Source organism: Rhodococcus sp. IEGM 1370, from assembly GCF_033142325.1.
In the GTDB taxonomy this organism is placed as follows: domain Bacteria; phylum Actinomycetota; class Actinomycetes; order Mycobacteriales; family Mycobacteriaceae; genus Rhodococcoides.
In genome coordinates this window covers 96,361-118,657 of sequence record NZ_JAWLRY010000015.1, presented here as the reverse complement: position 1 = coordinate 118,657, position 22,297 = coordinate 96,361, and the positions used below count along the sequence as shown (strand labels likewise).

21 protein-coding genes are annotated in these 22,297 nt (G+C 64.9%); 2 read left to right on the top strand and 19 right to left on the bottom strand.

Going from position 1 to position 22,297, the window contains the following annotated elements; genetic code table 11:
* Position 1: 1 nt before the first annotated feature.
* From R4P47_RS18120 to argS, 19 genes are all read right to left on the bottom strand, one after another.
* On the bottom strand, positions 2-973 hold the full coding sequence (locus R4P47_RS18120) for a F0F1 ATP synthase subunit gamma (RefSeq protein WP_094638680.1): 972 nt from the start codon (positions 971-973) through the stop codon (positions 2-4).
* Between the two features lie 52 nt (positions 974-1,025).
* Positions 1,026-2,669: a F0F1 ATP synthase subunit alpha gene (atpA, locus tag R4P47_RS18115; protein ID WP_317785345.1), complete on the bottom strand. Its 1,644-nt coding sequence runs from the start codon at positions 2,667-2,669 to the stop codon at positions 1,026-1,028.
* A gap of 88 nt (positions 2,670-2,757) precedes the next feature.
* Complete coding sequence (locus R4P47_RS18110; protein WP_149408026.1) at positions 2,758-3,585, bottom strand: F0F1 ATP synthase subunit delta; 828 nt, start codon at positions 3,583-3,585, stop codon at positions 2,758-2,760.
* Between the two features lie 8 nt (positions 3,586-3,593).
* Positions 3,594-4,154 (bottom strand): F0F1 ATP synthase subunit B, encoded by a 561-nt coding sequence (locus R4P47_RS18105; protein ID WP_032393521.1) that lies wholly within the window; start codon positions 4,152-4,154, stop codon positions 3,594-3,596.
* A gap of 7 nt (positions 4,155-4,161) precedes the next feature.
* Positions 4,162-4,401, bottom strand: coding sequence for an ATP synthase F0 subunit C (locus R4P47_RS18100; protein ID WP_008715092.1), 240 nt, complete (start codon positions 4,399-4,401; stop codon positions 4,162-4,164).
* Between the two features lie 78 nt (positions 4,402-4,479).
* Complete coding sequence (gene atpB / locus R4P47_RS18095) at positions 4,480-5,205, bottom strand: F0F1 ATP synthase subunit A (protein WP_032393520.1); 726 nt, start codon at positions 5,203-5,205, stop codon at positions 4,480-4,482.
* Positions 5,206-5,646: 441 nt separating this feature from the next.
* Complete coding sequence (locus R4P47_RS18090) at positions 5,647-6,078, bottom strand: hypothetical protein (RefSeq protein ID WP_188078865.1); 432 nt, start codon at positions 6,076-6,078, stop codon at positions 5,647-5,649.
* Positions 6,079-6,144: 66 nt separating this feature from the next.
* Entirely contained in the window at positions 6,145-7,386 is a 1,242-nt protein-coding gene (locus R4P47_RS18085; protein ID WP_269595648.1) for a glycosyltransferase family 4 protein, read from the bottom strand.
* Positions 7,387-7,416: 30 nt separating this feature from the next.
* A complete protein-coding gene (locus R4P47_RS18080) occupies positions 7,417-8,079 on the bottom strand; it encodes an L-threonylcarbamoyladenylate synthase (protein WP_068048275.1) in 663 nt (220 codons plus the stop codon).
* 66 nt (positions 8,080-8,145) lie between these two features.
* Positions 8,146-9,030: a peptide chain release factor N(5)-glutamine methyltransferase gene (gene prmC / locus R4P47_RS18075; RefSeq protein WP_068048263.1), complete on the bottom strand. Its 885-nt coding sequence runs from the start codon at positions 9,028-9,030 to the stop codon at positions 8,146-8,148.
* A 34-nt stretch (positions 9,031-9,064) separates the two neighbouring features.
* Entirely contained in the window at positions 9,065-9,883 is an 819-nt protein-coding gene (locus tag R4P47_RS18070; protein ID WP_317785344.1) for an SHOCT domain-containing protein, read from the bottom strand.
* A gap of 106 nt (positions 9,884-9,989) precedes the next feature.
* A complete protein-coding gene (prfA, locus tag R4P47_RS18065; RefSeq protein ID WP_068048269.1) occupies positions 9,990-11,066 on the bottom strand; it encodes a peptide chain release factor 1 in 1,077 nt (358 codons plus the stop codon).
* Positions 11,067-11,163: 97 nt separating this feature from the next.
* Positions 11,164-11,397, bottom strand: coding sequence for a 50S ribosomal protein L31 (gene rpmE, locus R4P47_RS18060; RefSeq protein WP_008715081.1), 234 nt, complete (start codon positions 11,395-11,397; stop codon positions 11,164-11,166).
* Between the two features lie 198 nt (positions 11,398-11,595).
* Positions 11,596-13,659, bottom strand: coding sequence for a transcription termination factor Rho (gene rho / locus R4P47_RS18055; RefSeq protein ID WP_411567351.1), 2,064 nt, complete (start codon positions 13,657-13,659; stop codon positions 11,596-11,598).
* A gap of 371 nt (positions 13,660-14,030) precedes the next feature.
* Positions 14,031-14,963 carry a homoserine kinase gene (gene thrB / locus R4P47_RS18050; RefSeq protein ID WP_300516037.1) on the bottom strand — a complete coding sequence of 311 codons (933 nt, stop codon included), beginning with the start codon at positions 14,961-14,963 and terminating at the stop codon, positions 14,031-14,033.
* A gap of 19 nt (positions 14,964-14,982) precedes the next feature.
* The gene (gene thrC / locus R4P47_RS18045; protein WP_317785342.1) at positions 14,983-16,050 is read right to left on the bottom strand and encodes a threonine synthase; all 1,068 of its coding nucleotides are present in this window, start codon (positions 16,048-16,050) and stop codon (positions 14,983-14,985) included.
* Positions 16,047-17,348 carry a homoserine dehydrogenase gene (locus R4P47_RS18040; RefSeq protein ID WP_317785341.1) on the bottom strand — a complete coding sequence of 434 codons (1,302 nt, stop codon included), beginning with the start codon at positions 17,346-17,348 and terminating at the stop codon, positions 16,047-16,049. The genes thrC and R4P47_RS18040 overlap by 4 nt, the downstream gene beginning before the upstream one ends.
* A complete protein-coding gene (gene lysA, locus R4P47_RS18035; RefSeq protein WP_317785340.1) occupies positions 17,345-18,766 on the bottom strand; it encodes a diaminopimelate decarboxylase in 1,422 nt (473 codons plus the stop codon). Before lysA ends, R4P47_RS18040 begins: the two co-directional genes overlap by 4 nt.
* Positions 18,763-20,415, bottom strand: a complete 1,653-nt coding sequence (gene argS / locus R4P47_RS18030) for an arginine--tRNA ligase (protein ID WP_317785339.1) — start codon at positions 20,413-20,415, stop codon at positions 18,763-18,765. Before argS ends, lysA begins: the two co-directional genes overlap by 4 nt.
* A gap of 231 nt (positions 20,416-20,646) precedes the next feature.
* Between argS and R4P47_RS18025 the strand changes: the two genes are divergently transcribed.
* Positions 20,647-21,528 carry a DUF3105 domain-containing protein gene (locus R4P47_RS18025; RefSeq protein WP_068048298.1) on the top strand — a complete coding sequence of 294 codons (882 nt, stop codon included), beginning with the start codon at positions 20,647-20,649 and terminating at the stop codon, positions 21,526-21,528.
* Positions 21,528-22,250 (top strand): DUF305 domain-containing protein, encoded by a 723-nt coding sequence (locus R4P47_RS18020; RefSeq protein ID WP_317534205.1) that lies wholly within the window; start codon positions 21,528-21,530, stop codon positions 22,248-22,250. Before R4P47_RS18025 ends, R4P47_RS18020 begins: the two co-directional genes overlap by 1 nt.
* Positions 22,251-22,297: the final 47 nt, after the last annotated feature.

Below are 22,297 nucleotides of genomic sequence, written 5' to 3'. Positions count from 1 at the left end.
CTTAGTCACTTCCTGCGCTGTCGGCCAACGCGTTGGCGCCACCGACGATTTCGCTGATTTCCTGGGTGATCTGGGCCTGCCGAGCCTGGTTGGCCTGACGGCTCAAGGTCTCGACCAATTCGTTCGCGTTGTCCGTCGCTGCCTTCATGGCGGTACGACGCGCCGCGGACTCCGACGCTGCTGCATCGAGCAACGACGCATAGATCCTGGTGCTGATGTACTTGGGCAGCAGCGCCGAGAGCAGGGTTCCCGCTTCCGGCTCGAACTCATACTGTGCCTGCACATCTGCGGTCGGTGAGTCGCTCAGCGCATCCGCACCCATCTCGAATTCCTCGTCTGTGTACGAGATTTCGAGCGGTGCCATACGGCGAACTTCGGGCTTCTGCGTGAGCATCGACACGAAGCGGGTGTAGACGATGTGCAACTCGTCCACGCCCTCGACGGTGCCTTCACCGTTGGGAGCCTCGACCTCGGTGCCCGAGCCGGCCATGAACAGTTCGACCAGGTGCCTACTGGCCTTGGCCGCGTCGGCGTATCCGGGCTCCTGAGAGAAGCCCGTCCAGGCACCCTTCACGTCCCGCTCACGGAATGTGTAGTAGCCCAGGCCTTTTGCGCCGAGGACATAGATGACCGGATCCTTGCCCTCGGAGCGGAGCAGCTGGAACAGCTCCTCCGTCTCCTTGAGCACGTTGGAGTTGTAGCCGCCGCACATACCGCGGTCGCTGGTCACGACCAGAACCGCGGCACGCTTGGGCTCGGGTCGCTCGTTGAGCAGCGGGTGATCGAGCGAGCTCGATGCACTCGCCAACGCGGAGAGCACCTTGGTGATCTCTTCCGCATACGGCTTCGATGCGGCAACGCGAGCCTGAGCCTTGGTGATTCGCGATGTCGCGATCAACTCTTGTGCCTTGGTGATCTTCTTGGTCGAGTTGACCGACTTGATGCGGGAGCGAAGCTCGAGAATGCTTGCCATCTAGCTGTTCACGCTCCCTTCTGTGCTCGTCTTGGCATCTGTCATCGCAGGCCTACTTGCTGACTGTCTTGCGAGTGACGTTGACCTGCTCCTGGCTGACCTCGTCGGCGTTCAGAGTGTCTGCCTCGGCCTCGTTGACGACGCGGTTGCCGTCCGAGTCGACGAATCCGGCCTTGAACTTCTCGGTCGCCTCGGTCAGTGCCTTCTGGTTGTCCTCGTCGAGAGCCTTGCCACCGGCAATGCCGTCGTAGACGCCGCTGGCGTTGCGGTGCAGGTCCTCGAGCAGCTCGGTCTCGAAGCGACGCACGTCGCCGACGGGAACCGAGTCGTACGTTCCCTGCCCTGCGAGCCAGATCGAGACGATCTGATCTTCGACGGCGACCGGGGCGTACTGATCCTGCTTGAGCAGCTCGACCAGACGTGCGCCGCGCTCGAGCTGAGCCTTGGAGGCCGCGTCGAGGTCGGACGCGAACGCAGAGAAGGCTTCCAGCTCGCGGAACTGAGCGAGCTCGAGGCGAAGAGATCCGGAGACCTTCTTCATGCCCTTGGTCTGTGCCGCGCCGCCGACTCGGGACACCGAGATACCGACGTTGATTGCGGGACGGACGCCCTTGTTGAACAGGTCCGACTCCAGGAAGACCTGGCCGTCGGTGATGGAGATGACGTTGGTCGGGATGTACGCCGAGACGTCGTTGGCCTTGGTCTCGATGATCGGCAAAGCCGTCAACGATCCGCCACCGAGCTCGTCGGACAGCTTCGCCGAACGCTCCAGCAGACGGGAGTGCAAGTAGAATACGTCACCGGGGTATGCCTCGCGGCCCGGCGGACGACGCAGCAGCAGCGAGATGGCGCGGTACGCCTCGGCCTGCTTGGTCAGGTCGTCGAACACGATGAGGACGTGCTTGCCCTGGTACATCCAGTGCTGGCCGATGGCCGAGCCGGTGTACGGGGCGAGCCACTTGAAGCCGGCCGAATCGGACGCGGGAGCCGCGACGATGGTCGTGTATTCGAGTGCGCCCTGCTCTTCGAGTGCAGCCTTGACGCCTGCGATCGTCGAACCCTTCTGGCCGATGGCGACGTAGATGCAGCGAACCTGCTTCTTCTCGTCGCCGCTCTCCCAGTTGGCCTTCTGGTTCAGGATCGCGTCGATGCAGACCGCGGTCTTGCCGGTCTTGCGGTCGCCGATGATGAGCTGACGCTGGCCGCGGCCGATCGGGGTCATGGCGTCGATCGCCTTGATACCGGTCTGCAGCGGCTCCTCGACGGGCTGACGCTCGAGCACCGAGGCAGCCTGCAGTTCGAGGGCGCGGGTCTCGGAGGACTCGATGTCGCCGAGGCCGTCGATGGGCTTGCCCAGGGGGTCCACGACGCGGCCGAGGTAGCCGTCGCCCACGGGGACCGACAGCACGTCTCCGGTGCGCTTGACTTCCTGGCCTTCTTCGATGTGCTCGTAGTCACCGAGGATGACGGCACCGATTTCGGTGGCATCCAGGTTCAGCGCGACACCGAGGACTCCGCCGGGGAATTCCAGGAGTTCGTTGGACATCGCCGACGGCAATCCGGACACGTGAGCGATTCCGTCGCTCGTGTCCGTAACCGTGCCGACCTCCTCGCGGGAAGACTCCGGTGAGTAGCTCGCGGTGAAGTTATCGATCGCGCTACGGATCTCGTCGGAGGAGATCGTCAGCTCCGCCATAGTGTTTCCTGCTCTTCCTTCAAATGATCGCGGGGTGAAATGTCTCGAAAGTCGAGACGCTTCTTCTCGTTACTGTGTCCGTGTCGGACTATTTGAGCGTCTTTCGCAATGCAGCGAGGCGGCCTGCCCCGCTACCGTCGATGACCTCGTCGCCGATACGAACGACAAGTCCGCTGAGCAGTTCGGTATCGACCTCTACATGCACCGTGACCTGCTTGCCGTACGTGCGGGTCAAGGTGGCCGTCAGCTTCTCGAGCTGACTGTCGCTCAGTGGTGCTGCGCTGCGGACGTGGGCGACCGCGCGGTCGCGCTGCTCGGCGGCCAGATCGGCCAGTCCGTTCAGTACGTCGGCGGGAGCAGCCTTTCGCGGACGCGTCACAGCCTGAACTGCAAGCGCCTCGGTGACCGCGGTGACCTTGCCGTAGAGCAGGCGACCGAGCAGTTCACGCTTGGCCTGCGCGGGCTTCGAGCGATCCGAGAGGGCCTGCTCGAGCTGCGGGTTTCCTGCCACGATCCGCCCGAGGCGGAACAGCTCGTCCTCGACCGTGTCCAACTGATCCTGATCGGCCGCGGCGCGAAGCAGAGCTTCACGTCCCAGCTCGACCAGCGAGTTCAGCAGGTCGCGAGCGGTGGACCAGCTTTCGCCGGCAGCGGCCTTGACGATCGTCGCCGTTGCACTCGACACCTGGCCGGAGAAGACCTCTCCGGCCAGATCGCTTCGCCGAACGCCCTCGACCGACGAGTCGGCGAGAGCGGTACGCAACGTGCGCTGCGCGTCGAGGGTCTCGACGACGGCGAACAACTCGGCACCGGTCTGAGCAGCGACGGCTGTTGCCTCGCCTGCCGACGCGGACCCCAGAGCTTCGTGGGCAACCGACCGCGTGCGGGCGAGTGCCTCACGAGAAGTTGCGTACATGGTTCGACTCACTTTCCGGATGCGGAGTCCGCGGTGACGGAATCCAACTCGTTGAGGAAGCGATCGATCGAACTGGAACGCTTCGCGTCGTCGGACAACTGCTCTCCGATGACCTTCTCAGCGAGTTCGACGGCCGTGCGTCCCAGATCTCCCCGAAGTTCGGTGACGATCTGCTGACGCTGAGCAACGAGCTGATTGTGACCTGCGGCCACGATCCGGTCGCTTTCTTCCTGCGCCTTTTCCTTCATCTCGGCGAGAATCGCCTGCCCCTGGGTACGCGCTTCCTCACGGATCTGCGCGGCCTCGGAACGGGCGTCGGCCAGCTGAGCGTGGTACTGCTCGAGAGCAGCCTTGGCCTCTGCCTGTGCCTCTTCGGCCTTCTTGATTCCGCCTTCGATGAGCTCGGAACGCTCAGCGAGAACCTTGGTGAAGCGCGGCACCACGTACTTCCAGAAGAGGAAGCCGATTGCCGCGACACAGACGATCGACCAAACGATGTCGTAGGTTGCGGGCAGAAGAGGGTTGTATTCCTCCCCCTCCGCCGCCAGCAACGTAATCGCGTTTGTCATCGCGCTCTCAGAGAATGAAGCCGGCGACGAGGCCGATCAGGGCGAGGGACTCGGTGAATGCGATGCCGAGGAACATGGTGGTACGGAGCTGACCGGCCAGCTCGGGCTGACGAGCGGTTGCTTCCATGTTCTTGGCGACGACGAGGCCGAGGCCGATGCCGCCGCCGATGGCTGCGAGGCCGTAGCCGATGGCGCCGTATCCGCTTGCGGTGATTTCCTGCGCCTGGGCCAGAACTTCAAGGCTCATTGGGTTTTCCGTTCCCTTTCTTCGGTCCACATCCGGGTGTCGGAGGTGGCGGTGTAGCTGGTTCGGTCAGTTGGTCGGTCAGTGCGAGTCGGCGTGCAGCGACAGATCGATGTAGATCGCCGTGAGCAGCGCGAAAATGTAGGCCTGGAGGAAGATCACCAGCATCTCGAACATCGTGAACAGGAAGCCCATGATGAGCGAGGGTGCTGCGAAGATCTTCAGCCCGGCCGACGCCTCGAAGAGGAAGAACTGGGTCGCGCTGAAGAACAGCACGAGCATGATGTGGCCGGCCAGCATGTTGGCGAGCAGACGCACCGTCAGTGTGAACGGACGGAGTACGAAGTTCGAGACGAACTCCAGCGGGATCAGCAGCACGTGCATCGCCGGCGGAATGCCCGGGATGACGATGGTGCCCTTGACGAACTTCCCGACACCGAACTTCTTGACACCTGCGTAGATGAACGCGACGTACGCGACCGCAGCGAGCACGATCGGTAGACCGATGCGGGCATTCGACGAGATGTTCAGAAACGGAATGACAGCGCTCGCGTTCACCGCGAACACCGTGAAGAAGATGGTCATGATGACGGGCAGGAATCGACGACCCTGTTCTTTACCGAGCACATCTTCTGCGACGTGGATCCGAACGAAATCGAGAGCGATCTCGCCGACGTTCTGAAGACCACGCGGAACGATCTTCGGGCTGCGGAGGGCAACCACCATGAAGATGATCAGAATCGCCGACATCAGGATGCGGATGAGCATCAGCCTGTCGAGCTCGAACGGGGTCCCCTCGAACAGCACCGCGGGAGGAAAGAAATCGGATAGTGACGGCGGACTGTATTCCGCAGCCAGGGTGGTGACGCTCAGCGGTCTCTCCCGTGTTCGGGCCGCAGCCGGGTAACGACTGCGGTTCGATCGGACAATGACGATCTATCAAGTCGACGAAAATCGGCTCGCAATCGTCAGAGGCTGAGGCCCGGTCTTCATCGGCCAAGCGTCTGTCGGGTGTCGGCGACTCACGTCGACTCGGCAACTCTCAGGGCGGAACCTTACGTTGCCGAAGTCGATGACTCCGGGCCTACTGTAAGGAAGCTCACGCTGACTGCTACCTGCGGGGGTCCAGTCCAGGGAAAAAGTCTCTTTCGTCCCAGTCTTGCCCACCGCTTGATGCAAACTTTATCAACAGAACTACGACGTTGTGTAGGCGGCCCTCAGCTTAACCGATTACGACAGGCTGTCGTACTACCGATCGTCGGTCTTGTCCTCGGTGGGAACGCTGTCCACGTAGGCGACTTTCGTCTTGACGACCCCGAAGACCTCCGCACCGAGCACGACCACGAGCGCTCCCAGAATCGTCAGCCCCAAGGAATACCGATTGTAGAAGTCGGCGTCCTTGAGTGCGACCAACACGATCAGCGCGATCACCATCTTCACCAACCAACCGCCGAGAAGCAGTGCTCCGACTGCCGAGGCCGGAAAACGCGTGGTGAGCGCCACCGACAACGCCGTCGTGATGACGAAGCCTCCGCCGATGGCAACACCGATGAGGGATCCCCACAGACCAGGTGTTCCGGCCGCCGCGACGGCGATTCCGACGCTCACCACCGTGAGCACCACCAGTCCGATGAGTCCGTATCGAACCGCGGCGCGAAGCGGGGCGAATTGGTCGGGCATGGACTGCGGAGTGAAGGTCACAGTTGTCGAGGGTACCCAGCACGCGTCCGCGAACAGCCGACGGGATCAGCCGCCCCGTCGAGCGCTTCGCGGTTCCGAGCCCTGCGATCGGTCCACCCGCAGCGTCGGCACAGCAGTGACGACCAGCGCGAACACCAGACCTGCGGCAACCAGAAGCACCACTATTCGGCGGTCCAGCAGAGACGACCCGACCGCCCCGAAGGCGAGGACACCGACCCACAGGTAGATCACCAGCACCACCCGGCGATGCGAATGTCCGATCTGCAGCAACCGATGATGCAGGTGCATCTTGTCGGGGCTGAAAGGACTCCGTCCGGCCCGGGTCCGGCGAATGACAGCCAGCAGCAGGTCGAGGATCGGAATGAGCATCACGGCTCCGACCAGCAGAAGCGGCGACAGCAGACCCAGCAGATCGCGTGGGCCGTACGCCGTCAACGGGATCCGCCCGGAGGCACTGGTCGAGATGGTGGCAAGCGTCAAACCGATGAGCATCGATCCCGAATCGCCCATGAAGATGCGAGCGGGCTGGAAGTTGTGCGGCAGAAACCCCAGGCACGCGCCTGCCAATGCCGCCGCGATCAGCGCCGGTGGGTAGACACCGACGTCGCCGCCCTGCTCCTGCAGCAACCCCACCGAGAAGATGCAGATCGCCACCGAGGAGATGAGCCCCAGACCGGCCGCCAGCCCGTCGAGTCCATCGACGAAGTTCATCGCATTGACGATCACGACGGTGATCAGAACGGTCACCAGTCCGGCTTGCAGTTGGTCGAGCACCAGGGTGCTGCCGGGTTGACCGGGCTCGCCTCCCCACGGCTGGTACAGCACGACCCAGCTCACGCCCATGATGACGAGGACCCCGGCCGCCGTCACCTGGCCGACGAACTTGGTCAGGGCATCCAGACCCCATCGGTCGTCGATGACGCCGACCAGCACGATCACGAAGCCGGCAACCAGTGCGGCCGGAATGTCGCGGTTGTAGGCGACGTCGAATCCGCGAGCCAGTGCAGGCAGCTGTGACGCGAAGAGCAACGCAGCCAGCATCCCCACGTAGATGCCCACTCCCCCGAGCCTCGGGGTGGCCTGCACGTGGACGTCACGATCACGAGGAACCGCGACGGCACCGAACTTGACGGCCGCCACACGAACACCGCCGGTGGCGAAGAACGTGACCACCGCTGCGGTGAGGAACACCAGGAGCAGTTCGCGAATCGGTACGCCTGCACCCAGATTCGACTGAGCGAGCACGTCGACACTTTCGTCAAGGATGCCTCCCCGAGTGACGCTCATGCGCGGAGGCGTGCGGGATGGACAGCCATGTCAGGACGCTCCCGGGACCAGGCTTTCGGCGGTGACACCGAGAACCTCGGCAATCTTCTCGGTGGGAATGGCACCGACCCGCAGAATTCGTGCTCGATCGCTTGTCAGATCGATGATGGTCGACGCCACCGCGTGGTCGGCCGGTCCCCCGTCCAGGTACACCGCGGCCGAGCCGCCGAGCTGATCTCGTGCCTCCGTCACGGTGGTGGCTGGTGGACTGCCGGAGATGTTGGCGCTGGACACTGCGAGCGGGCCGACCTCACGCAGCAGCTCGAGCGCGACAGGGTGCAGCGGCATCCGCAACATGACGGTGCCCTGGGCGTCGCCCAGATCCCAGGCCAAGGACGGAGCCTGCTGCACGACGATGCTGAGCGCACCGGGCCAGAAGGCACGAATCAAATCTCGGGTGCGTGGCCGGACACTCTGAACCAGGCCGTCGATGGTGTTCCAGGAACCGACGAGCACGGGAACCGGCATATCGCGGCCCCTGCCCTTGGCGCGCAGCAGATCCGTGACAGCGCTGCCGTCGAATGCATCGGCTGCGATTCCGTACAAAGTGTCGGTAGGCATGACGACCAGTCGGCCGGATTTGAGGGCACCGCGGGCAGCGGTCAATCCAGCAGTGCGCGCGTCGGCTTCACGGCAGTCGTAGACGGTACTCACGGCACCTATCCTTCCACCTTCGATAACGAAGTGATGTCAGGTGTCGCCCGCTTGCCGTTCCCGTCGTCAGGCCTGGGCCGGGTGCGCCCGTGCGGCGACGACGAACCGGGGCCTACCCGCCAGATCCGGATGCGCGGTGACCTCGGTGAACACTCGTCGCCGAGACAGCAGCGCCGCCACCTCGCCGCCATTGGAGTCGTCGTGTTCGATCGCGACGCCGCCGCCGATCCGAAGCCAGCGGGCGATGTTGCCGATCATCGGTTCGATGACGGACAGTCCGTCCGAACCGCCGAACAGCGCCATGTGCGGATCGTGATCGATCACTTCGGGATCGAGGTCTGCCCCCTCCGGGATATAGGGCGGGTTTGCGACGATCATGTCGACAGCGCCGTCGAGTTCGGTCAACAGATCTCGTGCCGTGACGTCGCCGTGGTGCAGCGTGATCGGGGTATCACCGTGGCCGCTGCACAGGTCGGCATTGCGCCGGGCCCATGCCAACGCCGACGGGTCGAGCTCGACGGCATGGACGACGGCATCGGGCCGGGCGTTGGCGATCGCCAGTGCCAGTGCCCCCGAGCCCGTGCACAGATCGAGAATCACCGGCGGATGGTGGTCGACGTTTTCGAGGAACGCGAGCGCCCAGGCCAACAACAGTTCGGTTTCCGGCCGGGGTACGAACACGCCCGGCCCTACTTCGACGTCGATGTTGCCCAGCGAGGTCGTTCCCGTGATGTATTGCAGCGGAATACGTTTCGCGCGCTGCTCGACGGTTCGGAAGTACGCCTCGACGACCTCGGGTTCGACGAGAGGAACCAGACCGAGACGGCCGCGGTCCACGCCGACGAGGTGCGCGGCGAGCAGCTCCGCATCGACCCGTGGGCTCGGCACACCGGCAGCGTCGAGCATCGACGTTGCTTCGAGGATGGCCAGGCGTAACGGCTTGCGGCTCATTCGAACAGCCTGCCACGAGGCACCGACAACCCGGTCACACGCGTCCCAGCAACTCCGACTTCTTGGCGTGGAACTCGTCGTCGGTGAGGAAGCCCTTCGCGTGCAGACCCGCGAGAGCCTCGATCGCAGCCGTGATGTCGGAGATGTCCACACCTGACGGGTTGCCCTGAGGCGAATGGTTCGAGGACTGCGAAGACTGGTGCGACGAGGACGGTTGCGCGTAGGTCTGCGGAGCGGGTTGCGGCGTCGACTGGTTCTGCGAGTTCGTCCCGCCCGACTGCTGATCGACTCGAGGCAGGCTGCCTGCGGTGAACGTGCCGTACTGGCTGGTGAACTCCAGCGAGCCCGGTCCACCGCCCTGCTGTTGCTGGACTCCGCCGATGGAGTGATCGAGAGTGTCGTACACGGCCAGTTCGCCGCCGACCAACACCGCGAGGCGTCGAGATCCCGGGAACACTGCGTACTGCGAGCCGTTCTGGCCACCGCTCGAGCTCGGCGCACCGAGGTCCGACGGCCACCACGAGCCGCCGCCGAACGAGTTGCCACCGAACGAGCTGCTGCCGGTCCCCCTGGGCGGGTACACCTGATGCTGCGACAGCACCGCCGACAGGTCTCGGCAGAGGCCGTCGACCCGGCTCTTGAGTCCGTGGTCGAACATGTTGCCCACCATGGTCATTCCGCCGCGCATCCACTGCCCACTGCCGCCGAGCTCGGGGATGTTGAACTGAGCCATGCTGCCGCGGCCGTTGTTGACGGCGTCGAGCATCGTGCGGACGGCATCGGTCGAGATGCCGTAGCGCGAGGACAGCTCGGACACGGCGTTCTCGCCTGCGGGGGTCAGGGCCTGGTTCATGTCTGGTGTGCCTCTCGGGCGCTGTTGCGGGGTCGAACCTGGCCGCCAGGGTATCGCACCTATCGGTGCAGCAGCCCGGCGAAATCTGTAAAGCTATGTGCCGCAGCTACTCTGCTTGCATGCGCGCGTCGCGGTCCGCCTTGGCCAGCGCGTCGAGCAACGCATCCATCTCGCCGTCCAGAAGTGAGTCGAGGTTGTGTGCCTTGAAGCCGATCCGGTGGTCCGTGATGCGGTTCTCGGGGAAGTTGTAGGTTCTGATCCGCTCCGAGCGGTCGACGGTGCGCACCTGGCTGGCCCTGCCTGCCGATGCTTCTTCGTCGGCCGCTTCTTCTGCGGCTGCCTGCAGGCGAGCTGCAAGTACCTGCATCGCGCGTGCCTTGTTCTGCAGCTGAGACCGCTCGTTCTGACAGGTCACCACGATGCCGGTCGGCAGGTGCGTGATTCGGACTGCGGAGTCGGTGGTGTTGACGCCCTGGCCACCTTTGCCGGACGAGCGGTAGACGTCGATGCGCAGATCGGTCTCGTCGATCTGAACCTCTTCCACCTCATCGGGTTCGGGGTACACCAGGATGCCGGCCGCGGACGTGTGCACGCGCCCCTGCGATTCGGTCACCGGTACCCGTTGCACGCGGTGGACGCCGCCCTCGAACTTCAGCCGGGCCCAGACGCCGTCGAGGGGATCCCTGGTCTTGATCGACAGCGTCGCGTCCTTGTATCCGCCCAGGTCCGAGACGTTCGCGTCGAGCACCTCGACCCGCCACCCGCGGCGTTCCGCGTAGCGCACGTACATCCGCGCGAGATCGGCCGCGAAGAGCGCCGATTCCTCGCCGCCCTCCCCCGACTTGACCTCCATCACGATGTCGTCGCCGTCGTGCGGGTCGCGTGGTGCGAGCAGGTCGGTGAGGGTCTGCTCGAGGTGCAACACGGTCGCCTCCAGCTCGGGAATCTCGGACGCGAACGAGGAATCGTCGGCGGCGAGCTCACGCGCGGCTTCGAGGTCGTCCTGCGCGGAGGTCAGCTTGGTGTGCGCGGACATGATGGGGGCCAGTTCGGCGAACCTCTTGCCTGCTCTGCGGGCCGCGGACGGGTCGTTGTGCAGAGCTGGGTCGGCGAGTTGCTGCTCGAGTCCGGAGTGTTCGGCGAGGATGTCGTCGATGGCCGAAGGCTTGTCTGTTCTCGCCATGTTGATGACTCACTCTCGAACGCCGGTGCAACTGAATGTGGACACAAAAAAGCCGACGCCCGTCCTGTGATGCACAGGACGGGCGTCGGCGAAACAGCTAGCTGTCTGCGTCGGCCTTCTTGCCGGCGCGCTTGCCGTAGCGAGCCTCGAAGCGAGCGACGCGACCGCCGGTGTCGAGAATCTTCTGCTTGCCGGTGTAGAAGGGGTGGCACTGCGAGCAGACCTCGACGCTGATGCGCTCTTTGTCGGTGGTGCTTCGGGTCTCGAAAGTATTGCCGCAACCACAGACGACTGTCGTCAGTGTGTAGTCGGGGTGAATTCCTGCCTTCATGGTGTCCTTACCGTTCTCTCTAGTGGTCGCCGGGTCGTCTTCGCCGATCGAAGACGTGAACCGGAACCGGACTCGGCCGTTGATTATGCCAGAGCGTGCATCTGACCTGCTAATCGCCGGTACTTCTGTGCCGACAGATGCTTACAACGCGCGCACCTGTCGGCTTGTTCCCCGGACGAAAGATCCGGGAAACAATTGTCAGTCGTTCGCCCCGCCCGGCGCAGTCTTGGAGACTTCCATCAGGAACTCGAGGTTGTTCTTGCTCTTCTTCAGACGGTCGACCAGCAGGTCGATGGCCTGGTGCGAGTCCAGTCCGGACAGCACGCGCCGCAGCTTGTGTACGACGGCGGCCTCGTCGAGAGCAAGGAGCAACTCGTCGTGGCGGGTGCTCGACGGGTTGATGTCCACTGCCGGGAACACGCGGCGTTCGGCGATCTTGCGATCGAGCTTGAGCTCGGCGTTGCCGGTGCCCTTGAACTCCTCGAAGATCACGGTGTCACCGGTGGATCCGGTCTCGACCATTGCCGTGGCGATGATCGTCAACGAACCACCGTGTTCGATGTTGCGAGCCGCGCCGAGGAACCGCTTCGGCGGGTACAGAGCGGTCGAGTCGACACCACCGGACAGGATTCGGCCCGATGCAGGTGAGCTGTTGTTGTACGCACGTCCCAAACGGGTGATCGAGTCGAGCAGAACCACCACGTCCTGGCCGGCTTCGACCAGACGCTTGGCCCGTTCGATCGCCAGCTCGGCCACCGCGGTGTGGTCGCCCGGCGGCCGGTCGAACGTCGACGCGATGACCTCGCCCTTGACGGAGCGCTGCATGTCCGTCACTTCCTCGGGACGCTCGTCGACGAGGATGACCATCAGGTAGCACTCGGGATTGTTGATGGCGATCGCGTTGGCGATGGCCTGCAGGACGCTCGTTTTGCCTGCCTTGGGCGGGCTGACGATGAGTGCGCGCTGCCCCTTGCCGATCGGCATCACCAGGTCGATGATGCGCGTGGTCAGGATGTTCTGCTGAGTCTCGAGACGCAACCGCTGGTTGGGGTACAGCGGAGTGAGCTTGCCGAACTCCGGACGCTTGCGCGCGGCCTCGACCTCTCCCCCGTTGACGGTGTCCAGACGCACTAGCGGGTTGAACTTCTGCCGCTGGCTGGACTGCTCGCCTTCGCGTGCCACCCGAACCGCACCGGTCACCGCGTCGCCGCGGCGAAGGCCGTTCTTGCGAACCAGGTTCATCGACACGTAGACGTCATTGGGTCCGGCGAGGTAGCCGGAGGTACGGACGAACGCGTAGTTGTCGAGAACATCGAGGATGCCGGCTACCGGCTGAAGAACATCGTCCTCGCGAATCTCGGTATCGCGCTCGCGGCCACCGCCACCGTCGTTGCCTTCGCCACGGTCGCGTCCGCGACGGCGCTCACGGAACCGACGTCCCCGACGTCCGCGGCCTTCGCCGTCGTCGTCCTGGTTGTTGTCGCGGTTGTCGCGCGGACCGTTGTTGCGATCCTCGTTGCGGTTGTCGTTGCGACCGTCGCCCTGGTTGCGATTGCGTCCGCTCTGGTTACGACCGCCACCGTCGCGGTTGTCGCGGTCACCCTGATTGCGGTTTCCGTTGTCCCGGTTTCCGTTGTCACGGTTACCGTTCTCGCGGTTGGAGCCGTCCCGGTCGCCTTGATTGCGGCTTCCGGAGTCGCGGTTCGCGTTGTCGCGGTTGCCTTCGGCGTCACGGGGTTCGCGTTCCGACCCGTCCTGGCGGTTGCGGTCGCCGCGACTACGGCGCGGGCGCTCGGTGGCGGCGCTGTCGCCGGTCTCGTCCGGCTTCTCCGCCTGCGGCGCGACTGCGGGCGAATCGGTCGCCGCGGGAGCGGATCCGGCCGAATCGTTGCTGTCGTCGAGTGGGAGTTGTTCGGGAGCACCGGCTCGCCGACCTGCGGCACGACGTCCGCGTGTTCGGCGGCCCGTCTCGGGAGCGGCATCGGCAGAATCGCCCGATTGCGTCGTTGGCGCGTCCGAGGACGGCGCTTCTGGAGCCGACTGCTTCGGTGCCGCCTCGGCTGTTGGCCGATCTTCGACGACCGGCGCGGATGCAGCGGCGCGACGCGACTTGGGTGCGTCGGATTTCGGTGCGTCCGTCTTGGCCGGTGCGCTACCCGATTGACGCTCGGAAATCGCAGCGATCAGATCGCCCTTGCGCATCCCGGAAACGCTCTTGATACCGAGTTCACCAGCGAGGCTGCGGAGCTCGGTGAGAACCATTCCGGACAGGCCAGCACGTCGGCGTGACGTTTCGGGCGCAGAGATAAGTTCCGTATCGGTCACGGAGGTCCTTTCCTTCCCTCGCTCGCTCGATGCGCAGCCGAGGGTTCGTTCCGCAATTCGGCGTTCTGCCGAGCTCGGATATTGCCGTTCATGTTCGACGCACCCCGTCGACGACACCATCGATCCGGACCGCAGAGAACCACGGGAAGGATCGAGTCAGGAGCGTCACATCACTCGGACGTATGAATCCCCCGAATACAGCGACCTGAATGCCCTGACGAAACCGGCGTCTGAAGCGCACGATGTACGGACAGGGTTCACCATAGCGCCGTTGTCCCCACTCGGCAAGAACCCTACTGACGCGTTTGTCACGCGACGGTGACTCCGTCGGCCACGTCGAGGTCGAGCACCCGCCATCCCTCGGCCGATGCGGCCTCGCGCAGATCGGCGGGAAACTCCTCGGTGCACAGCGCCATGACCGTCGGGCCCGCACCGGACACCACGGCCGCGATGGACCGCGCGCGCAAGGTGCTGATCCAGCGAGTGGTGTCGGGTAACGCCTGGGCGCGCTGACCTTGATGCAGCAGGTCCTCCGTCGCGGACATCAACAGATCCGGGCGCTCGGTCAGCGCCACCACCGCGAGTGCACTGCGGCTGACGTTGAACGCCGCATCACGGTGGGGCACCAACTCGGGCAACAGTCCCCGGGTGTGCGACGTCGACGAGCGTTCGGACGGTACGAGCACGACGACCTTGATGCTCGGGTGCACCTCCAGCCGTACGGCTGCGTACTTCCGCGCCGTGACACTGGCATTGGGCGGTTCGCTCCACGACACCACCGCACCGCCGAGGCAACTCGCCGACGCATTGTCGGGATGACCCTCGAATTCCGATGAGAGCTGGACCAGCTGACCCTCCGACAGCGCGAGCGAGCGATCCACTTTCGCGGCCAGTGCGTTGGCGGCAGCGAGGCCCCCGACCACAGCCGACGCCGAGGAACCGAGCCCCCTGGAGTGCGGAATCACGTTGCGGCAGTGGACATCCAAGCCGTCGGCCCACACTCCGGCAGCTTCGAGACCCCGCTCGATGGCGCGTACGACCAGATGCGTCGGACCCCACGGCACGTCCGCCGAACCCTCACCGTCGACGTGAATCCGCAGTCCCGACGCGGTGGTCGTGACCTCGATCTCGTCGTACAGCCCCAAAGCGATTCCGAGACTGTCGAATCCGGGTCCGATGTTGGCACTGGACGCCGGGACGCGCGCGGTGACCGTGAGCCCGATGGGGAGTGTCGTCGTCATGGCCGGAGATTCCGTCAACTCAGGCCAGCTCGAGCGCAGCCGCGACAGCGACGGGATCGACCGAAATGGGTTCTACGACAGGCATTCCCGACAGCGCTGTATCAGGATCCTTGAGGCCGTTTCCGGTGACCGTGCACACGACGGTCAGGCCCGGTTCGAGCCAGCCTTCCTTTCGAGCTGCGAGGAGCCCGGCGACACTGGCGGCGGAGGCGGGCTCGACGAACACGCCCTCGGTCTTGGCGATCAGCCGGTACGCCTCGAGGATCTCCTCGTCGGTCGCGGCGCGGAATGCTCCGTTCGATTCTTCCTTGGCGTTGACGGCGCCGTTCCAGGATGCGGGCGAGCCGATCCGGATCGCGGTGGCGATGGTTTCCGGATCCTTCACCGGCGCACCGTGAACCAGCGGAGCAGCGCCCGCGGCCTGGACTCCGAGCAACCGCGGCTTGCGCGTGGTGAGACCGTCACGGAAGTACTCCGAGTAACCGCGCCAGTACGCGGTGATGTTGCCTGCGTTGCCGACCGGCAGTACGTGGATGTCCGGTGCGTCGCCGAGGGCGTCGCAGATCTCGAAGGCCGCGGTCTTCTGGCCTTCGATGCGGACGGGGTTGACGGAGTTGACCAGACCGATGGTCGGGAACTCGGCCGTGGTCTTGCGGGCCAGTTCGAGGCAATCGTCGAAGTTGCCCTGCACCTGAATGATCTTGGCTCCGTGCATCACTGCCTGAGCGAGCTTGCCCATGGCGATCTTGCCCTGCGGAACCAAGACGGCACAGCTCATTCCGGCCTTGGCCGCGTAGGCAGCTGCGGAGGCCGAGGTGTTGCCGGTCGAGGCGCAGAGGACGGCCTCCTGACCTCGGGCGAGCGCGTCGGTGACGGCCATGGTCATCCCGCGGTCCTTGAAGGAGCCGGTGGGGTTGAGTCCCTCGACCTTGAGATGCACTGTGCACCCGGTCAGTTCGGACAGGTGCCCGGCCGGCAACAGCGGGGTCCCGCCCTCGCGCAGCGTGACGGTCTTCCAATCCGGGCCGATCGCCAGACGCGAACGGTATGCCTCGATCAGACCGGGCCAGGGGGTGTGGACGCTCATACGGTGGTGCCTTCCAATCGGAGAACGCTGGCGACGTGAACGACGACGTCGAGCTGCTCGAGGGATGCAACGGTGTCGGACAGTGCGGAGTCGGCCGCGAGGTGCGTGACGACGACGAGCCTGGCTCCGTCACCCGAGCCCTGCTGACGCACCGTGGAGATGCTGACGTCACGCTTGGAGAACTCGGCCGCTACGGTGGCGAGAACGCCGGGCTTGTCGGCTACCTGCATGCTGACGTAGTAGCGAGTGAGGATGTCACCCATGGGGGCCACCTTGAGCTTGGCGTACTTGGATTCGAGTGGGCCCCGTCCGCCGTAGAACTTGTTGCGAGCGGCCATCACCAGGTCGCCGAGTACTGCGGACGCGGTCGGCGCTCCGCCTGCACCCTGGCCGTAGAACATCAGGCGGCCGGCGGCCTCTGCTTCGACGACCACGGCGTTGAACGCACCGTTCACCGACGCCAACGGGTGGTTCAGCGGAACGAGCGCGGGGTAGACCCGAGCGGAGATTCGCTCCTTGCCCTTGGGCGTGACGATCCGCTCGCAGATGGCCAGCAGCTTGATGGTGCAGTCCAGGGATTTCGCGGTTTCGAGATCGTCCGAGGTGATCTTGCTGATGCCCTCGCGGTAGACGTCACCGGCAGTGACTCGCGTGTGGAATGCGATGGACGCCAGGATGGCGGCCTTCGATGCAGCGTCGTAGCCTTCGACGTCGGCGGTCGGGTCGGCCTCGGCGTAGCCCAGACGCCCTGCCTCGGCGAGGGTTTCGGCGTAGTCCGCGCCCGTCTCGTCCATGGCCGAGAGGATGAAGTTGGTGGTGCCGTTGACGATGCCGGCAACCTTGTTCACGCGGTCACCCGCGAGGGACTGCATCAGCGGGCGGACCACGGGAATGGCTCCGGCCACGGCGGCCTCGAAATACAGGTCGGCACGCGACTTCTCGGCCGCGTCGGCCAGTTCTCCGGTGTACTCGGCCAGTAGGGCCTTGTTCGCCGTGATGACGGACTTACCCTTCTCCAGGGCGGAGAGCACCAGCTTGCGGGGAATGTCGATGCCGCCGAGAACCTCGACGACGATGTCGACGTCGTCGCGGCCCACGAGGTCGGCCGGGTCGTCGGTGAGCAGCTCGGCCGGAACTCCACGATCGCCGTCGACCCGACGCACAGCGATGCCCCGAATCTCCAGTGGCGCACCTACTCTCGCCTCGAAGTCGTCGGCGTTCTCGGTGAGGATTCGAACGACCTCGCTGCCGACGTTTCCGAGTCCGAGTACGGCGACGCCTATCGGCTTCGATGTCATGGCTGAACCTCCAAGCTGAGCAGATCTTCGATGGTTTCCCGCCGCAGGATCAGGCGTGAGTGCCCGTCCTTGACCGCAACCACAGCGGGCCGCGTCAGCAGGTTGTAGCGACTGGACATGGAGTAGCAGTAGGCCCCGGTGGCCGCTACCGCGAGCAGGTCACCCGGCCCGACGTCTGCCGGCATCCATGTGTTCTTGATGACGATGTCGCCGCTCTCGCAATGCTTTCCGACAACCCGAGCCACGACGGCATCGGCATCGCTCGAGCGCGAGACCAGCCGGCAGTCGTATTCGGCCTGGTACAGCGAGGTTCGGATGTTGTCGCTCATGCCGCCGTCGACGCTGATGTAGCGCCTGCGCGTCGACTTGTCGACGGTGACATCCTTGATCGTGCCGACCTCGTAGAGCGTGACGGTGCCCGGTCCGGCGATGGCGCGGCCCGGCTCGACGGCGATCGTCGGGACCGGTAGACCCACTGCGGCGGACTCGGTCTCCACGATGGTGGTCAACTTCGCCGCGAGCTGCTCCACCGGCGGCGGATCGTCACTCGGCACGTACGAAATACCCATGCCGCCACCGAGGTCCAGTGTCGAGATCTGCGCGGTCTTGTCGACGCCGAACTCCGAGACTATGTCTCGCAGCAGACCGATGACCTTGTGCGCTGCCAACTCGAAGCCGTCGACCTCGAATATCTGCGAACCGATGTGACTGTGCAGTCCGACGAGGCGAAGGTTGTCGGCAGCGAACACGCGCCGGACGGCGTCGAGCGCAGAGCCGTCGGCGAGCGAGAATCCGAACTTCTGATCCTCGTGCGCGGTGGCGATGAACTCGTGGGTATGCGCCTCGACACCGACGGTGATGCGAATGAGAACGTCCTGCACCACACCGGCCGCACCGGCGACGCCGTCGAGACGGTCGATCTCGATGTTGGAGTCGAGCACCACATGTTCGACGCCTGCGCGCACGCCCGCCTCGAGCTCGGCTACCGATTTGTTGTTGCCGTGCATGGCAATTCGGTCGGCCGGGAATCCGGCAGCCAACGCGATGGCCAGCTCGCCTCCGGAGCAGATGTCGAGTGAGAGCCCTTCGTCGGCCACCCAGCGTGCGATCTCGCCGCACAGGAAAGCCTTGGAGGCGTAGTGAACTCGTTCGGGTGCCCCGAATGCGGCGGCCATCTCACGGCAGCGCGAACGGAAGTCGTCCTCGTCGATGACGAACAACGGTGTGCCGTACTGCTCCGCGAGATCGGTGACCGACACTCCGGCGAGGCGGACGGTTCCGTCCTCACCGCGCTCGGCGTTGCGGGGCCACACCTGCTCGGGCAGCGTCGTCATCTCCGAGGCGTCGGCCGGGCGATGGGACATCGACTCCTTCGCGGGGGCATCGGCATGCTTGGGTCCTGCCGGATGTGCGCTCACATGCGCTCCGGTGCGCTGACCCCGAGCAGTTCGAGGCCGTTGGCCAGGACCTGCCGGGTCGCGTTACCCAACGCCAGTCGTGCGGTGTTCACAGGTCCGGGCTCCTCGTCTCCTTGTGGAAGTACTCGACACGCACCGTAGAAGCGGTGGTAAGCACCCGCCAGCTCTTCGAGGTAGCGGGCGATCCGGTGTGGTTCGCGTAGTTCGGCAGCGCTGGACACCACGCGCGGGTACTCGCCGATCGTCCTGATCAGCTCGCCTTCCTGCTCGTGGGTGAGCAGGCTCAGATCCGGTTCATCAGCAACGATTCCCAGTTCGGCGGCATTGCGCGCGAGTGAGGCCAGGCGGGCGTGGGCGTACTGGACGTAGTACACCGGGTTCTCGTTGCTGGCGCTCGCCCACAGGGCGAGGTCGATGTCGATGCTGGAGTCGACGGACGAACGGATCATGACGTACCGGGAGGCGTCGACGCCGATGGCTTCGACCAGGTCGTCGAGGGTGATGACGGTTCCGGCACGCTTGCTCATCTTCACGGCCACGCCGTCGCGCACCAGGTTGACCATCTGGCCGATCAGCACCTCGACGGTCGCGGGGTCGTCTCCGAACGCAGCTGCGGCCGCCTTGAGCCGTCCGATGTATCCGTGGTGGTCCGCTCCGAGCATGTAGATGCACAGATCGAAGCCGCGCTGCCGCTTGTTCTGGAAGTAGGCGATGTCGCCGGCGATGTAGGCGGCGTTGCCGTCGCTCTTGATGACAACACGATCCTTGTCGTCGCCGTACTCGGTGGACCGTAGCCACCAGGCACCGTCCTCCTCGTAGAGGCTCCCCGAGCTCTTGAGGTACTCGACCGACTTCTCGACCTCACCCGAGTCGAACAGCGAATTCTCGTGGAAGTAGACATCGAAGTCGACGCCGAACTCGTGCAGATTGGCCTTGATCCGGTCGAACATCAGCTGGGTGCCGATCGCTCGGAACGTCTCTTCCTGGGCCTCGGGGGCCAGCGCGAGCGCTTCCGGCTCCTGCACCAGCACCTGCTCGGCGATCTCGGCGATGTACTCGCCTGCGTAGCCGTTCTCCGGAGCGGGTTCACCCTTGGCCGCGGCGATCAGGGATCGGCTGAAGCGGGCGATCTGTGCGCCGTGATCGTTGAAGTAGTACTCGCGAGTGACCTCTGCGCCATGGGCGGTCAGGATGCGTCCGAGCGCATCGCCGACGGCTGCCCATCGGGTACCGCCGAGGTGCACCGGCCCGGTCGGGTTGGCCGAGACGAACTCGAGATTGACCTTCTTGCCCGTCATCGAGGAACCGCTGCCGAAGGCCGCGCCTGCGGCGAGCACGCGGGCAACGATTTCGCCCTGTGCTGCAGCGGCCAGCCTGATGTTCAGGAATCCGGGGCCTGCGACGTCGGCGTCGGCGATGGCTGCGTCGGCAGCGAGAGCCTCCGCGAGCCAGCCGGCGAAGTCGCGGGGGTTGGCTCCGGCCTTCTTCGCGACCTGGAGTGCCACGTTGGTCGCGTAGTCGCCGTGCTCGGGATTTCGGGGACGCTCGACGGTCAGCTTCGCAGGGAGGACTGATGCATCCAGGCCGCGGTCGGCAAGCACCTTCGCGGCGGTCGCGTGAAGCAGTTCGGCAAGATCGGCGGGAGTCACAGGTAGCTATCCTATTGGCTGGTGCGCGGCGTACTCGCATCCACTGCCCGTCTGCCGGCGAGCAACCTCGGACTGCGCGGTCCGCGCAGGCTCTGAGCACGCTCTCAGGCAGAGAACGTACAGTGAGGGCGCTCTGCGCTGATGGTCATCGGACGATGCTGTCACCAGCAGATACGCATCACCAGCGCAACCGAACACCACCTTTCCTCGACTGAGAGAGCAACTACAGCGATGCCAACGGGTCCCGACAAAGGCAGTCAGAACAAGTCGGCTGCGAAGGCAGACAAAGCCATCAATGCAGCCAACAAGAAGTCAGCTCGCAAGAAGAAGGGCGGCGTGCCCACCGCGACGGGCAGGCAGATTCCCTGGCTGACAGTTGCCGGTGTCGTTGTCGTTGTCGGTCTCGTTGCGGGCCTCGGGATCAATCTGTATCCGAAGTACCAGGACCGCGCCGAGGCGCAGAAGTTCGCGCCGAGCGAGGCCAATCAGGATCCGTCGACCGGCATCGAGGGTGTCGCGATCCAGGAGTACCCCGCGGCTCTGCACGTCGGGCGCACACAGCGGGTCGCCTACGACCAGTCGCCGCCGTTCGGTGGACCGCACGATGCTGTGTGGGCCACCTGCACGGGAATCGTGTACCCCGAGGCCATTCGTACCGAGAATGCCGTGCACTCGCTCGAGCACGGTGCCGTCTGGGTCACCTACAACCCCGACGATCTGAACGAGGACCAGGTCCAGTCGCTGGCCGATCGCGTCGACGGTGAAACGCAGATGATGATGTCGCCGTACCCCGGCCTCGATTCCCCGGTCTCGCTGCAGTCCTGGGGCCACCAGCTCAAGTTGGACAGTGTGGACGACGAACGCATCGGCCAGTTCATCTCCGCCCTGCGCCTCAACCGTTTCGCCTACCCCGAGGTCGGGGCCAGCTGCGCATCGGTGCCGGGAACCGGTGACAACGCCTTCGACCCGGACAACCCGCCCCTGTTCGACGCCTCTGCACCCGGCGCGGACGCGGTACCGATGGACGGTGCCGGCATCACCCCCGATGCAAGCGAGACCGGCGGGACCGGCGGAGTTCAGCTGCCGAGCGATCTTCAGGTCCCCACCAACTGATGACCGAGCCGACGACAAACGACAGCGCGGACGCCACCGCGTCCGCCACCAAGCCGAGCCAGCGCACCGCGCTGGTTGCGCTGGCGCTGATCGCCGTCCTGGCGATCGGTTTCGCGCTGGGCTTTCTGGTGCAGAGTCCGTTCCGGGACGACAACACCGCACCTGCTGCGGACTCGGTGGACGTCGGCTTCGCGCAGGACATGACCGTGCACCACAACCAGGCGATCGAGATGGCGGCGGTGGCGTTGACCAACGCGCCGGATCAGGCCGTCAAGAGCCTGGCGTTCGACATGCTCACCTCGCAGCAGAACCAGGTGGGACAGATGCAGGGCTGGTTGGCCCTGTGGGACCGAGCGCCGATCTCGACCGACGGCTACATGACCTGGATGGCCGAGGACGACTCTCACGCTCACTCGATGGGCGGGATGTCCATGGATCCCGGATCCTCGGATCCCACCAGGGCCATGCCCGGCATGGCCAGTTCCGCTGAGCTCGCCGCGCTTCGCCAAGCCACCGGCTCGGATGTCGACGTGATGTTCCTGCAACTCATGCTGCGCCACCACGAGGGCGGCCTGGCGATGATGGAGTACGCGCAGACTCACGCGCAGTCACCGGCGGTGATCAATCTGGCGAACTCCATGGTCGCCACCCAGACCAGCGAGTCGACGCTGATGAAGCAGATGCTCGCCGAGAAGGGTGCGCAGCCGCTGCCCGAGGGGTGATTTCGGCTCGGGCAGCGGATGCGCTAGTCTTTCGTACAGCCCAACAG

Excerpts from the sequence above, each read along its gene's own strand:
- R4P47_RS18025 (WP_068048298.1), top strand. The coding sequence starts at position 20,647 with ATGCCAACGGGTCCCGACAAAGGCAGTCAGAACAAGTCGGCTGCGAAG.
- prmC (WP_068048263.1), bottom strand. The coding sequence starts at position 9,030 with ATGAGCCGCAAGCCGTTACGCCTGGCCATCCTCGAAGCAACGTCGATG.
- atpA (WP_317785345.1), bottom strand. The coding sequence starts at position 2,669 with ATGGCGGAGCTGACGATCTCCTCCGACGAGATCCGTAGCGCGATCGAT.
- R4P47_RS18040 (WP_317785341.1), bottom strand. The coding sequence starts at position 17,348 with ATGACATCGAAGCCGATAGGCGTCGCCGTACTCGGACTCGGAAACGTC.
- R4P47_RS18090 (WP_188078865.1), bottom strand. The coding sequence starts at position 6,078 with ATGCCCGACCAATTCGCCCCGCTTCGCGCCGCGGTTCGATACGGACTC.
- R4P47_RS18070 (WP_317785344.1), bottom strand. The coding sequence starts at position 9,883 with ATGAACCAGGCCCTGACCCCCGCAGGCGAGAACGCCGTGTCCGAGCTG.
- rpmE (WP_008715081.1), bottom strand. The coding sequence starts at position 11,397 with ATGAAGGCAGGAATTCACCCCGACTACACACTGACGACAGTCGTCTGT.
- thrB (WP_300516037.1), bottom strand. The coding sequence starts at position 14,963 with ATGACGACGACACTCCCCATCGGGCTCACGGTCACCGCGCGCGTCCCG.
- R4P47_RS18105 (WP_032393521.1), bottom strand. The coding sequence starts at position 4,154 with ATGACAAACGCGATTACGTTGCTGGCGGCGGAGGGGGAGGAATACAAC.
- prfA (WP_068048269.1), bottom strand. The coding sequence starts at position 11,066 with ATGGCGAGAACAGACAAGCCTTCGGCCATCGACGACATCCTCGCCGAA.
- rho (WP_411567351.1), bottom strand. The coding sequence starts at position 13,659 with ATGGTTCTCACCGAGCTCCGCAGCCTCGCTGGTGAACTCGGTATCAAG.
- R4P47_RS18110 (WP_149408026.1), bottom strand. The coding sequence starts at position 3,585 with ATGTACGCAACTTCTCGTGAGGCACTCGCCCGCACGCGGTCGGTTGCC.
- R4P47_RS18085 (WP_269595648.1), bottom strand. The coding sequence starts at position 7,386 with ATGAGCGTCACTCGGGGAGGCATCCTTGACGAAAGTGTCGACGTGCTC.
- R4P47_RS18020 (WP_317534205.1), top strand. The coding sequence starts at position 21,528 with ATGACCGAGCCGACGACAAACGACAGCGCGGACGCCACCGCGTCCGCC.
- thrC (WP_317785342.1), bottom strand. The coding sequence starts at position 16,050 with ATGAGCGTCCACACCCCCTGGCCCGGTCTGATCGAGGCATACCGTTCG.
- R4P47_RS18120 (WP_094638680.1), bottom strand. The coding sequence starts at position 973 with ATGGCAAGCATTCTCGAGCTTCGCTCCCGCATCAAGTCGGTCAACTCG.
- R4P47_RS18100 (WP_008715092.1), bottom strand. The coding sequence starts at position 4,401 with ATGAGCCTTGAAGTTCTGGCCCAGGCGCAGGAAATCACCGCAAGCGGA.